At 51.5% G+C, this 12567-nt stretch carries 12 protein-coding genes and 1 pseudogene; 11 read left to right on the top strand and 2 right to left on the bottom strand.

What is annotated here, in order from left to right; genetic code table 11:
* A partial coding sequence (locus E0D98_RS16275) for a zinc ribbon domain-containing protein (protein ID WP_074015763.1) occupies positions 1-302 on the top strand: 302 nt, incomplete at its 5' end.
* A 39-nt stretch (positions 303-341) separates the two neighbouring features.
* On the opposite strand, the gene ydcO is transcribed toward E0D98_RS16275, so the two are convergent.
* Positions 342-1556 carry a BenE family transporter YdcO gene (ydcO, locus tag E0D98_RS16280; RefSeq protein WP_071601296.1) on the bottom strand — a complete coding sequence of 405 codons (1215 nt, stop codon included), beginning with the start codon at positions 1554-1556 and terminating at the stop codon, positions 342-344.
* Positions 1557-1608: 52 nt separating this feature from the next.
* On the opposite strand from ydcO, the gene sutR reads away from it, so the two are divergent.
* Together sutR and rlhA are read left to right on the top strand one after the other, a co-directional pair.
* Positions 1609-2145, top strand: coding sequence for a DNA-binding transcriptional regulator SutR (sutR, locus tag E0D98_RS16285; protein WP_000429155.1), 537 nt, complete (start codon positions 1609-1611; stop codon positions 2143-2145).
* A gap of 72 nt (positions 2146-2217) precedes the next feature.
* Positions 2218-4179 carry a 23S rRNA 5-hydroxycytidine C2501 synthase gene (rlhA, locus tag E0D98_RS16290; protein ID WP_001307191.1) on the top strand — a complete coding sequence of 654 codons (1962 nt, stop codon included), beginning with the start codon at positions 2218-2220 and terminating at the stop codon, positions 4177-4179.
* A gap of 91 nt (positions 4180-4270) precedes the next feature.
* Here the strand turns inward: rlhA and E0D98_RS16295 are convergent, their stop codons facing one another.
* Positions 4271-4501 carry a YncJ family protein gene (locus tag E0D98_RS16295; protein ID WP_000494244.1) on the bottom strand — a complete coding sequence of 77 codons (231 nt, stop codon included), beginning with the start codon at positions 4499-4501 and terminating at the stop codon, positions 4271-4273.
* 221 nt (positions 4502-4722) lie between these two features.
* Between E0D98_RS16295 and E0D98_RS16300 the strand changes: the two are divergent.
* The 8 genes and pseudogenes from E0D98_RS16300 to patD all read left to right on the top strand — a co-directional run bounded on the left by E0D98_RS16300 (position 4723) and on the right by patD (position 12417).
* Positions 4723-4877: pseudogene (locus tag E0D98_RS16300) on the top strand (mRNA interferase).
* A 45-nt stretch (positions 4878-4922) separates the two neighbouring features.
* Positions 4923-5339 (top strand): type II toxin-antitoxin system antitoxin HicB, encoded by a 417-nt coding sequence (gene hicB, locus E0D98_RS16305; protein WP_001270286.1) that lies wholly within the window; start codon positions 4923-4925, stop codon positions 5337-5339.
* A gap of 78 nt (positions 5340-5417) precedes the next feature.
* Entirely contained in the window at positions 5418-6827 is a 1410-nt protein-coding gene (locus tag E0D98_RS16310; protein WP_047087022.1) for a PLP-dependent aminotransferase family protein, read from the top strand.
* 241 nt (positions 6828-7068) lie between these two features.
* Entirely contained in the window at positions 7069-8214 is a 1146-nt protein-coding gene (gene ydcS, locus E0D98_RS16315) for a putative ABC transporter substrate-binding protein YdcS (RefSeq protein ID WP_000047424.1), read from the top strand.
* Between the two features lie 17 nt (positions 8215-8231).
* Positions 8232-9245: an ABC transporter ATP-binding protein gene (locus E0D98_RS16320; RefSeq protein WP_000220396.1), complete on the top strand. Its 1014-nt coding sequence runs from the start codon at positions 8232-8234 to the stop codon at positions 9243-9245.
* Positions 9246-10187, top strand: coding sequence for an ABC transporter permease (locus tag E0D98_RS16325; protein ID WP_001251315.1), 942 nt, complete (start codon positions 9246-9248; stop codon positions 10185-10187).
* Positions 10177-10971: an ABC transporter permease gene (locus E0D98_RS16330; protein WP_000555458.1), complete on the top strand. Its 795-nt coding sequence runs from the start codon at positions 10177-10179 to the stop codon at positions 10969-10971. The genes E0D98_RS16325 and E0D98_RS16330 overlap by 11 nt, the downstream gene beginning before the upstream one ends.
* A 21-nt stretch (positions 10972-10992) precedes the next feature.
* Positions 10993-12417 (top strand): aminobutyraldehyde dehydrogenase, encoded by a 1425-nt coding sequence (patD, locus tag E0D98_RS16335; protein ID WP_001163892.1) that lies wholly within the window; start codon positions 10993-10995, stop codon positions 12415-12417.
* Positions 12418-12567 lie beyond the last annotated feature (150 nt).

Raw genomic sequence — 12567 nt, forward strand, 5'->3', positions numbered from 1 at the left:
GCTGGTATGAAATGCGCCGCCAGCTTGCGTACAAGCAGCTCTGGCGTGGCGGTCAGGTGCTTGCTGTTCCGCCAGCGTATACAAGCCAGCGTTGCGCGTGCTGTGGTCATACAGCGAAAGAAAATCGTCTGTCACAAAGTAAATTCAGATGCCAGGTATGTGGATATACAGCGAACGCCGATGTAAACGGCGCTCGTAACATTTTAGCGGCGGGGCACGCCGTTCTTGCCTGTGGAGGGATGGTGCAGTCAGGCCGCCCGTTGAAGCAGGAACCCACCGAAATGATTCAGGCGACAGCCTGAACGTAGCAGGGATCCACGTCCTTCAGGGCGTGGAGGATGTCAATATCGGTTTCTGTCAGCGATTAAATTCAACACCACGTAACAAACGCCTCCGGCAATTAATCCCCAGAACGCAGAACCAATCCCGACCAGCGTCAATCCACTTGCCGTTACCAGAAATGCCACCACCGCCGCGTCGCGCTCACGCTCATTATGCAGCGCCTGATACAAACTGCCGCCAATGGTACTCAACAGCGCCAGACCTGCCAGCATCTGGATCCAACTTACGGGCAGGGCAGCCATCATCCCGGTAATGGCACTACCAAACAGACCTGCGAGCAAATAGAAAATGCCTGCACCGGCAGCTGCCAGCCAACGTTGATCTTTATCCGGATGCGCTTCCGGGCTTTGGCAAATAGCCGCGGTGATTGCCGCAATACCGACGGAATAAACGCCGAAAGGGGAAAAAACCAGTGCCAGCAATCCAGTAAATACAATTAATGGCGAAACAGGAGTTGAATATCCGGCTGCTTTCATTGCTGCGATACCCGGTGCGTTTTGCGATGCCATCGTCACCAGAAAAAGGGGGAGTGCAACGCTCAGGCTGTGAGCAAACGAAAAATCAGGGGTAATATAAGTGGGGAGAACGGGTTTAAAGACAACATCAGTTGTGACAACGTCACCTTGCGCGATAACGATCACGATCCCAATAATCATCGCGGCAATTACCGCATAGCGCGGCGCAACGGCCTTGGTTGCCAGCCATACCAGCAACATACTTCCACACAACGTAAATTGACCGTCCAGACTGGCAAACGCCTGTAAACCAAAGCGTAATAAAATCCCGGCAAGCATTGCCGCCGCAAGCGAGTGCGGAATAATGCGCATCAGACGAGCAAAGAGTCCCGTTATGCCGCAGAGGACTATTAACGCGTTGGTGACAATAAAAACGCCGATGGCTTCGTTAAGTGTTAGTCCCTGCAATCCGGTGACCAACAAAGCCGCGCCAGGCGTTGACCATGCGGTGAGAACAGGTACGCGATACCATAATGTCAGAGTCAGCGTACTGACGCCCATTGCCAGCCCCAGCGCCGTCATCCAGCCAGAGATTTGTGCAGTGGTGGCTCCGGCGACAATCGCTGCTTGCCAGATTATTGCCGCTGAACTGGCGTAGCCAATTAATACCGCCAGAAACCCCGCCAGTAGCGTGGGTGGAGGAATAGAAAACAGACGCATAGTCACCTCGTGCGTTATAGCGTACAGGCACCGTAGCATTTGTCCGTTATAACGCACAAGTGATAAACTTCCGTTTTGCCGGAGGAGTCGCATGGAAAATCTCGCTCGCTTTTTATCCACCACACTTAAACAACTACGCCAGCAGCGCGGCTGGAGTCTTTCGCGACTGGCAGAAGCGACGGGCGTTTCTAAAGCAATGTTAGGGCAGATTGAGCGTAATGAGTCCAGTCCGACGGTCGCGACATTATGGAAAATTGCCACCGGGTTGAACGTACCATTTTCAACATTTATTTCTCCGCCGCAGTCCGCTACGCCTTCAGTTTATGATCCACAACAGCAGGCGATGGTGATCACTTCGCTGTTTCCTTATGATCCACAACTCTGCTTCGAACACTTCTCGATTCAGATGGCATCTGGTGCAATAAGCGAATCGACGCCCCATGAGAAGGGGGTAATCGAACATGTCGTCGTCATTGATGGACAACTTGATCTGTGCGTTGATGGGGAATGGCAGACCCTTAATTGTGGGGAAGGCGTTCGATTTGCTGCAGACGTCACGCATATCTATCGTAATGGTGGGGAGCAAACCGTACATTTTCATTCCCTCATCCATTACCCGCGCAGTTAAGCGGGAAAACTATTTCGCAACGTCGCGCTTGTGGCTAAAATAGCCGCCATTTTTCAGCTACTGGATAAGAATGTGACCGTATCTTCTCATCGACTTGAACTGTTAAGCCCGGCACGCGATGCCGCCATTGCCCGCGAAGCTATTTTGCACGGTGCCGATGCTGTTTATATCGGCGGCCCTGGTTTTGGTGCCCGTCATAATGCCAGTAATAGCCTGAAAGATATTGCCGAGCTGGTGCCGTTTGCCCATCGTTATGGTGCAAAAATTTTCGTCACGCTTAACACCATTTTGCATGATGATGAGCTGGAACCCGCGCAACGGCTGATTACCGACCTCTACCAGACCGGTGTCGATGCGCTGATTGTTCAGGATATGGGGATTCTGGAACTTGATATTCCGCCGATTGAACTGCACGCCAGTACGCAGTGCGACATTCGTACAGTAGAAAAAGCGAAGTTCCTCTCTGATGTTGGCTTCACGCAGATTGTGCTGGCGCGAGAGCTGAATCTTGAGCAGATCCGCGCGATTCACCAGGCCACGGACGCGACCATTGAATTCTTTATTCATGGGGCACTGTGCGTGGCCTATTCGGGTCAGTGCTACATTTCTCATGCGCAAACAGGGCGTAGCGCCAACCGTGGTGATTGCTCGCAGGCGTGCCGTTTGCCATACACATTGAAAGACGATCAGGGGCGGGTGGTTTCCTATGAAAAACATCTGCTGTCGATGAAAGATAACGATCAGACTGCCAACCTCGGCGCGCTGATTGATGCTGGCGTACGCTCCTTCAAGATTGAAGGGCGTTACAAAGATATGAGCTACGTGAAGAATATCACCGCCCATTATCGCCAGATGCTTGATGCCATTATTGAAGAACGTGGCGATCTGGCGCGCGCTTCATCAGGTCGTACTGAACATTTCTTTGTTCCATCGACGGAAAAGACTTTCCACCGTGGTAGCACAGATTATTTTGTGAATGCCCGTAAAGGCGATATTGGCGCGTTCGATTCGCCGAAATTTATCGGCCTGCCGGTAGGCGAAGTATTGAAAGTGGCGAAAGATCATCTCGATGTTGCCGTCACCGAGCCACTGGCAAATGGTGATGGCCTGAACGTGATGATTAAACGTGAAGTCGTCGGTTTTCGTGCCAATACGGTCGAGAAAACCGGAGAAAATCAGTACCGCGTCTGGCCCAATGAAATGCCAGCAGATTTGCACAAAATTCGTCCACATCACCCACTAAACCGTAATCTTGATCATAACTGGCAGCAGGCACTGACAAAAACCTCCAGCGAACGTCGGGTGGCGGTAGACATTGAACTGGGCGGCTGGCAGGAACAACTGATTCTGACCCTCACCAGTGAAGAGGGTGTCAGCATCACGCATACGCTGGACGGGCAGTTCGACGAAGCCAATAACGCCGAAAAAGCAATGAACAATCTGAAGGATGGTCTGGCAAAACTGGGGCAAACCCTCTATTACGCCCGCGATGTGCAAATTAATTTGCCGGGGGCGCTGTTTGTACCAAACAGTCTGTTAAACCAGTTCCGCCGTGAAGCTGCTGACATGCTGGATGCTGCGCGTCTTGCCAGTTACCAGCGCGGCAGCCGTAAACCGGTTGCTGATCCTGCGCCGGTTTATCCGCAAACGCATCTGAGTTTCCTCGCGAACGTATACAACCAGAAAGCGCGTGAATTTTATCATCGCTATGGTGTGCAGCTGATTGACGCGGCGTATGAAGCACATGAAGAGAAGGGCGAAGTCCCGGTGATGATCACCAAGCATTGTCTGCGCTTTGCCTTTAATCTGTGCCCGAAACAGGCGAAAGGCAATATCAAAAGCTGGAAGGCGACGCCAATGCAACTGGTTAACGGCGATGAAGTATTAACGCTAAAGTTTGATTGCCGCCCATGCGAGATGCACGTCATTGGCAAAATCAAAAATCACATACTGAAAATGCCGTTACCGGGAAGCGTAGTGGCATCCGTAAGTCCGGATGAGCTGCTGAAAACATTGCCTAAGCGAAAAGGGTAAAACGCCAGTTTTCTGGTTACTCACAACTCATTGAATCTGCATGATATTGCCTGCCGGGTAAGGCGTCTCGCCGCATCCGGCAACAAATGACTCAACGTTGTCCCGCTTCTGGTTTGCGCGATTTTTGCCAGTAAAAATGCTCGCGCAAACCTTCCGCCGACTCTTCCGCCACAGCACGCAATTCATCGCTGTCCGCTTCATGACGCAGCTGATGATCCACATTCTTTACCCACACAAATTCATGTCCTTTGTGCCCTGCCATGAGTTGTCCTGAGAACAGCGCACACGTTAATAAGACAACCGATAACGCCTTCGTAAACATCCTGCCACCTTTTTCTTACCTTTTGCCGCTATGATGCCGATCGTTTCTTGAGGTTATTATTCAGTTTTGCAAATTAGCGCAAAGAAATTCTGGAATCTTCCTTCCTGATTTTGCATGGCATTCTGCCGTTGCGGCGATTTAGTGCTATTTTCGAGCAAATTACACACGGAGGTAAACACTAATGTTTACTTTGTTGATATACTCAGCGGCAGGGAGGCGATGTGAAACAAAGCGAGTTCAGACGTTGGCTCGAATCTCAGGGCGTCGATGTAGCGAATGGCAGCAACCATTTGAAACTCAGGTTTCATGGGAGGCGCAGTGTCATGCCGCGTCACCCCTGCGTAAAGCAATCCTGAAACAACTCGGTTTGAGTTAATCGCCAATTAAAAAGGTTAATGACATGCGAGAGACAGTCGAAATTATGCGTTATCCCGTCACTCTTACACCCGCGCCGGAAGGCGGTTATATGGTTTCTTTTGTGGATATCCCTGAAGCGTTGACGCAGGGCGAAACTGTCGCTGAAGCGATGGAAGCGGCAAAAGATGCTTTACTGACCGCATTTGATTTTTATTTTGAAGATAACGAGCTTATCCCGTTACCTTCGCCATTAAATAGTCATGATCACTTTATTGAAGTACCTTTGAGCGTCGCCTCTAAAGTATTGCTGTTAAATGCTTTTTTACAGTCAGAAATCACTCAGCAAGAGTTAGCCAGGCGAATTGGCAAACCTAAACAGGAGATTACTCGCCTATTTAACTTGCACCATGCGACAAAAATCGACGCCGTCCAGCTTGCGGCAAAGGCGCTTGGCAAAGAGTTATCGCTGGTGATGGTTTAATTACAGTTAACGAAAAGTTGTCATTTTTAACAACTGATATAGACTGCCGAATCATCTGCACATAATTACGATTCGATAATGAAAAAATACCAGCAGCTTGCAGAACAATTACGCGAGCAGATTGCGTCGGGTATCTGGCAACCCGGCGATCGTTTGCCTTCGTTGCGTGACCAGGTGGCGCTTTCAGGCATGAGCTTTATGACTGTCAGCCATGCCTATCAGTTGCTCGAAAGTCAGGGATATATTATCGCACGACCGCAGTCGGGTTATTACGTTGCGCCACAGGCAATAAAAATGCCGAAAGCGCCAGTCATTCCAGTCACTCGAGATGAAGCAGTCGATATCAACACTTATATTTTTGATATGTTGCAGGCCAGTCGCGATCCGTCGGTCGTTCCGTTTGCCTCGGCCTTTCCCGACCCGCGACTTTTCCCCCTCCAACAACTAAACCGCTCGCTGGCGCAGGTAAGCAAAACCGCCACGGCGATGAGCGTGATTGAAAACTTACCGCCAGGAAACGCAGAACTGCGTCAGGCTATTGCTCGTCGCTATGCCTTACAGGGCATCACCATTTCTCCTGATGAAATTGTCATTACTGCCGGGGCGTTAGAGGCATTAAACCTCAGTTTGCAAGCGGTAACTGAACCGGGCGATTGGGTGATAGTAGAGAATCCTTGTTTCTATGGCGCGTTGCAGGCGCTGGAGCGGCTACGGCTGAAGGCGTTATCGGTGGCGACGGATGTTAAAGAAGGGATCGATCTTCAGGCGCTGGAACTGGCGTTGCAGGATTATCCGGTGAAAGCGTGCTGGCTGATGACTAATAGCCAGAACCCACTCGGATTTACCTTAACGCCGCAAAAAAAAGCACAACTGGTGGCGTTACTCAATCAGTACAACGTAACGCTGATTGAAGATGACGTTTACAGCGAACTTTATTTTGGACGGGAAAAACCGCTGCCTGCGAAAGCGTGGGATCGCCACGATGGCGTTTTGCATTGCTCTTCGTTTTCGAAATGTCTGGTGCCTGGTTTTCGTATTGGTTGGGTCGCCGCCGGAAAACATGCACGTAAAATTCAACGCTTGCAGTTGATGAGTACGCTTTCCACCAGCTCACCGATGCAACTTGCGCTGGTGGATTACCTTTCCACGCGCCGATACGACGCCCATCTTCGTCGCCTGCGTCGCCAGCTTGCGGAACGTAAACAACGTGCCTGGCAGACACTGCTGCGTTATCTGCCTGCGGAAGTTAAAATTCATCATAGTGACAGCGGTTATTTTCTCTGGCTGGAGCTCCCCGAGCCGTTAGATGCCGGCGAATTAAGCCTGGCGGCACTGACGCATCATATCAGTATTGCGCCGGGTAAAATGTTTTCTACCGGTGAAAACTGGTCACGTTTTTTTCGTTTTAATACCGCGTGGCAGTGGGGAGAACGTGAAGAACAGGCGGTAAAACAATTAGGTCACCTTATTAAAGAATACCTGAAATAGATCCCCATTCAATTTCTCTCAGGTTGGGTAATATGAATTTCGAATAGCAGTCATATTTCCTAACTCCTTGTCTATACTCCAGAAGATAGCTTCTCAAACGGCATAATGCGCGGTAGCTCACAACCTGATTAAATTTTCTCAGGGGCGAAGGTGTGCCTGCTAGCCGCCGTCTATGGTTAAACAAGGAGATATTTTTACGGCACGGCGGCTGAACAATTAATTACGACAGGAGTAAGACTTTATGAGCAAGACATTTGCCCGCAGCAGCCTGTGTGCGCTCAGCATGACAATAATGACCGCTCACGCCGCCGAACCACCTACCAATTTAGATAAACCGGAAGGGCGACTGGATATTATCGCCTGGCCGGGATACATCGAACGCGGACAAACTGATAAACAATACGACTGGGTAACGCAATTCGAAAAAGAGACAGGCTGCGCGGTGAATGTGAAAACCGCCGCGACTTCCGATGAAATGGTCAGTCTGATGACCAAAGGGGGTTACGATCTGGTTACGGCATCCGGCGATGCCTCGCTGCGTTTGATTATGGGAAAACGCGTGCAGCCGATTAATACCGCCTTGATTCCCAACTGGAAAACGCTCGATCCGCGCGTGGTTAAAGGCGACTGGTTTAACGTTGGCGGCAAAGTTTACGGCACACCTTACCAATGGGGGCCGAACCTGCTGATGTACAACACTAAAACCTTCCCGACGCCGCCGGATAGCTGGCAAGTGGTTTTTGTTGAGCAAAATCTGCCGGACGGCAAGAGCAATAAAGGCCGCGTTCAGGCTTATGATGGCCCTATCTACATTGCGGACGCTGCGTTGTTCGTTAAAGCCACTCAGCCGCAGTTGGGCATCAGCGATCCGTATCAACTCACCGAAGAACAGTACCAGGCGGTGCTGAAAGTGCTGCGCGCTCAACACAGTTTGATCCATCGCTACTGGCATGACACTACCGTGCAAATGAGCGATTTCAAAAACGAGGGTGTGGTTGCTTCCAGTGCCTGGCCCTATCAGGCCAACGCCCTGAAAGCCGAAGGCCAGCCTGTTGCTACCGTTTTCCCGAAGGAGGGTGTTACCGGTTGGGCTGATACCACCATGCTGCATAGCGAAGCGAAACATCCGGTTTGCGCCTACAAATGGATGAACTGGTCATTAACGCCAAAAGTGCAGGGCGATGTGGCGGCCTGGTTTGGCTCGTTACCGGTAGTGCCGGAAGGGTGTAAAGCCAGTCCGTTATTAGGCGAAAAAGGTTGTGAAACCAACGGTTTTAACTATTTCGACAAAATCGCCTTCTGGAAAACGCCTATAGCAGAAGGGGGCAAGTTTGTTCCCTACAGTCGCTGGACGCAGGATTACATTGCCATTATGGGCGGTCGCTAACTTCGCTGGGGTGCTTTATGACGTACGCAGTGGAGTTTGACAACGTCTCGCGGTTGTACGGTGACGTGCGCGCAGTAGATGGCGTCAGTATTGCGATAAAAGATGGTGAGTTCTTCTCTATGCTGGGGCCGTCCGGCTCCGGCAAAACCACCTGCCTGCGCCTGATTGCTGGCTTCGAACAGCTTTCCGGCGGGGCTATCTCTATCTTTGGTAAACCCGCCAGCAATCTGCCACCGTGGGAGCGGGACGTGAATACTGTCTTTCAGGACTACGCGCTATTTCCGCATATGTCGATTCTTGACAATGTCGCCTATGGGCTGATGGTCAAAGGCGTGAATAAAAAGCAGCGGCACGCAATGGCGCAAGAGGCGCTGGAGAAAGTGGCGTTGGGGTTTGTACATCAACGTAAACCGTCACAACTTTCTGGTGGTCAGCGCCAGCGGGTTGCTATCGCCAGAGCATTGGTGAATGAACCGCGCGTATTGCTGTTGGATGAACCGCTCGGCGCACTGGATCTCAAATTGCGTGAGCAGATGCAGCTGGAACTGAAAAAACTGCAACAGTCTCTCGGTATCACTTTTATCTTCGTTACCCACGATCAGGGCGAAGCGTTATCGATGTCCGATCGTGTGGCGGTTTTCAATAATGGACGCATTGAGCAGGTCGATTCCCCGCGCGATCTCTATATGCGCCCGCGCACGCCGTTTGTTGCCGGATTCGTCGGGACATCCAACGTTTTTGATGGACTGATGGCAGAGAAACTTTGTGGCATGACGGGAAGCTTCGCCCTGCGACCGGAACATATCCGCCTCAACACCCCTGGTGAACTGCAGGCCAATGGCACGATCCAGGCGGTGCAATATCAGGGCGCGGCAACTCGTTTTGAACTGAAATTGAACGGCGGTGAAAAACTGCTTGTGAGTCAGGCCAATATGACAGGCGAAGAACTGCCTGCCACGCTCACGCCCGGACAACAGGTGATGGTTTCCTGGTCGCGTGATGTGATGGTGCCGCTGGTTGAGGAGAGGTGAATGGCGATGAATGTATTGCAATCACCTTCACGTCCAGGTCTGGGTAAGGTGTCCGGTTTCTTCTGGCGTAATCCGGGGCTGGGGCTGTTTTTACTGCTGCTTGGCCCGCTAATGTGGTTTGGCATTGTCTATTTCGGCTCGCTGCTGACACTGTTATGGCAGGGATTTTATACTTTTGACGATTTCACCATGTCGGTAACGCCGGAACTGACGCTGGCGAATATCCGTGCGCTGTTTAATCCGGCGAATTACGACATCATTCTCCGCACGCTGACTATGGCTGTGGCAGTCACTATCGCCAGCGCCATTCTGGCTTTTCCAATGGCGTGGTATATGGCGCGCTATACCAGCGGGAAAATGAAAGCTTTTTTTTATATTGCGGTAATGTTGCCGATGTGGGCGAGCTACATTGTTAAAGCCTATGCCTGGACGTTATTGCTGGCAAAAGATGGCGTGGCTCAGTGGTTTTTACAACATCTTGGGCTGGAACCACTGCTGACTGCGTTCCTTACATTACCTGCGGTGGGCGGAAATACGCTGTCAACTTCCGGGCTGGGGCGCTTTCTGGTGTTTCTCTATATCTGGTTGCCGTTCATGATCCTGCCCGTTCAGGCGGCGCTTGAGCGTTTGCCGCCGTCATTGTTGCAGGCGTCGGCTGATCTCGGCGCACGTCCACGACAAACCTTTCGCTATGTGGTGCTGCCGCTGGCAATCCCGGGTATTGCCGCTGGCTCTATCTTTACCTTCTCACTCACACTGGGCGATTTTATCGTCCCGCAGCTGGTTGGTCCTCCAGGATATTTTATCGGCAATATGGTTTATTCCCAGCAGGGGGCGATTGGCAATATGCCGATGGCGGCGGCATTCACCCTGGTGCCGATTGTTCTCATCGCACTGTACCTGGCGTTCGTGAAACGTCTGGGAGCGTTCGATGCACTCTGAACGCGCACCGTTTTTCCTCAAACTGGCGGCCTGGGGCGGCGTGGTTTTCCTACATTTTCCCATCCTGATTATCGCCGCTTATGCGTTTAACACTGAAGATGCGGCGTTTAGTTTTCCACCGCAGGGCCTGACGCTGCGCTGGTTTAGCGTGGCAGCACAGCGTAGTGATATTCTTGATGCCGTGACACTGTCACTTAAAGTGGCGGCGCTGGCGACATTAATTGCGCTGGTGTTAGGGACGCTGGCAGCTGCCGCGCTGTGGCGACGAGACTTTTTCGGCAAAAACGCCATTTCGCTGTTACTGCTGCTGCCCATTGCGCTGCCGGGCATTGTCACTGGTCTGGCGCTATTAACCGCTTTTAAAACCATCAATCTGGAGCCGGGATTTTTCACCATCGTGGTCGGTCATGCGACTTTTTGCGTAGTGGTGGTGTTTAACAATGTCATCGCCCGTTTTCGCCGCACCTCGTGGAGTCTGGTTGAGGCGTCAATGGATCTTGGGGCCAATGGCTGGCAAACCTTCCGCTACGTAGTGTTGCCGAATCTCAGTTCGGCGCTACTGGCAGGAGGAATGCTGGCGTTTGCCTTGTCGTTCGATGAAATCATCGTTACGACTTTTACGGCAGGTCATGAACGAACGTTACCGTTGTGGTTGCTCAATCAGCTTGGGCGACCGCGTGATGTACCGGTAACTAACGTGGTGGCACTGCTGGTTATGTTGGTAACAACCTTGCCGATCCTGGGGGCCTGGTGGCTAACCCGCGAAGGCGACAATGGTCAATAACCACTGATACAGGAATATGCTATGCAACATAAGTTACTGATTAACGGAGAACTGGTTAGCGGCGAAGGGGAAAAACAGCCTGTCTATAATCCGGCAACGGGGGACGTTTTACTGGAGATTGCCGAGGCATCCGCAGAGCAGGTAGATGCTGCTGTGCGCGCGGCAGATGCAGCATTTGCCGAATGGGGGCAAACCACGCCGAAAGTGCGTGCGGAATGTCTGCTGAAACTGGCTGATGTTATCGAAGAAAATGGTCAGGTTTTTGCCGAACTGGAGTCCCGTAATTGTGGCAAACCGCTGCATAGTGCGTTCAATGATGAAATCCCGGCGATTGTCGATGTTTTTCGCTTTTTCGCGGGTGCGGCGCGCTGTCTGAATGGTCTGGCGGCAGGTGAATATCTTGAAGGTCATACTTCGATGATCCGTCGCGATCCGTTGGGGGTCGTGGCTTCTATCGCACCGTGGAATTATCCGCTGATGATGGCAGCGTGGAAACTGGCTCCGGCGCTGGCGGCAGGGAACTGCGTAGTGCTTAAACCATCAGAAATTACCCCGCTGACCGCGTTGAAGTTGGCAGAGCTGGCGAAAGATATCTTCCCGGCAGGCGTGATTAACGTACTGTTTGGCAGAGGCAAAACGGTGGGTGATCCGCTGACCGGTCATCCCAAAGTGCGGATGGTGTCGCTGACGGGCTCTATCGCCACCGGCGAGCACATCATCAGCCATACCGCGTCGTCCATTAAGCGTACTCATATGGAACTTGGTGGCAAAGCGCCAGTGATTGTTTTTGATGATGCGGATATTGAAGCAGTGGTCGAAGGTGTACGTACATTTGGCTATTACAATGCTGGACAGGATTGTACTGCGGCTTGTCGGATCTACGCGCAAAAAGGCATTTACGATACGCTGGTGGAAAAACTGGGTGCTGCGGTGGCAACGTTAAAATCTGGTGCGCCGGATGACGAGTCTACGGAGCTTGGACCTTTAAGCTCGCTGGCGCATCTCGAACGCGTCAGCAAGGCAGTAGAAGAGGCGAAAGCGACAGGGCACATCAAAGTGATCACTGGCGGTGAAAAGCGCAAGGGTAATGGCTATTACTATGCGCCGACGCTGCTGGCTGGCGCATTACAGGACGATGCCATCGTGCAAAAAGAGGTATTTGGTCCAGTAGTGAGTGTTACGCCCTTCGACAACGAAGAACAGGTGGTGAACTGGGCGAATGACAGCCAGTACGGACTTGCATCTTCGGTATGGACGAAAGATGTGGGCAGGGCGCATCGCGTCAGCGCACGGCTGCAATATGGTTGTACCTGGGTCAATACCCATTTCATGCTGGTAAGTGAAATGCCGCACGGTGGGCAGAAACTTTCTGGTTACGGCAAGGATATGTCACTTTATGGGCTGGAGGATTACACCGTCGTCCGCCACGTCATGGTTAAACATTAAGTTAGATGTTAGTGGCTGTTATAGGACGGCCACTATCGTTTTAGGTTCTGAGTTTAATGGCGGTTAAGTATTAGAATGATTACATTAATAACTAGCGTAAAAATTAGGCTAAATGTTTGATGGCGATTTTTCATCCTGTCACAGTTGATT

The organism is Escherichia sp. KCJ4928 (assembly GCF_004352695.1).
GTDB lineage: Bacteria > Pseudomonadota > Gammaproteobacteria > Enterobacterales > Enterobacteriaceae > ECMA0423.

Bases quoted from the DNA above. Each gene is read 5' to 3' on its own strand.
- E0D98_RS16330 (WP_000555458.1), top strand. From the start codon at position 10,177: ATGCACTCTGAACGCGCACCGTTTTTCCTCAAACTGGCGGCCTGGGGC.
- E0D98_RS16320 (WP_000220396.1), top strand. From the start codon at position 8,232: ATGACGTACGCAGTGGAGTTTGACAACGTCTCGCGGTTGTACGGTGAC.
- E0D98_RS16310 (WP_047087022.1), top strand. From the start codon at position 5,418: ATGAAAAAATACCAGCAGCTTGCAGAACAATTACGCGAGCAGATTGCG.
- E0D98_RS16295 (WP_000494244.1), bottom strand. From the start codon at position 4,501: ATGTTTACGAAGGCGTTATCGGTTGTCTTATTAACGTGTGCGCTGTTC.
- patD (WP_001163892.1), top strand. From the start codon at position 10,993: ATGCAACATAAGTTACTGATTAACGGAGAACTGGTTAGCGGCGAAGGG.
- E0D98_RS16325 (WP_001251315.1), top strand. From the start codon at position 9,246: ATGGCGATGAATGTATTGCAATCACCTTCACGTCCAGGTCTGGGTAAG.
- hicB (WP_001270286.1), top strand. From the start codon at position 4,923: ATGCGTTATCCCGTCACTCTTACACCCGCGCCGGAAGGCGGTTATATG.
- sutR (WP_000429155.1), top strand. From the start codon at position 1,609: ATGGAAAATCTCGCTCGCTTTTTATCCACCACACTTAAACAACTACGC.
- ydcS (WP_000047424.1), top strand. From the start codon at position 7,069: ATGAGCAAGACATTTGCCCGCAGCAGCCTGTGTGCGCTCAGCATGACA.
- ydcO (WP_071601296.1), bottom strand. From the start codon at position 1,556: ATGCTACGGTGCCTGTACGCTATAACGCACGAGGTGACTATGCGTCTG.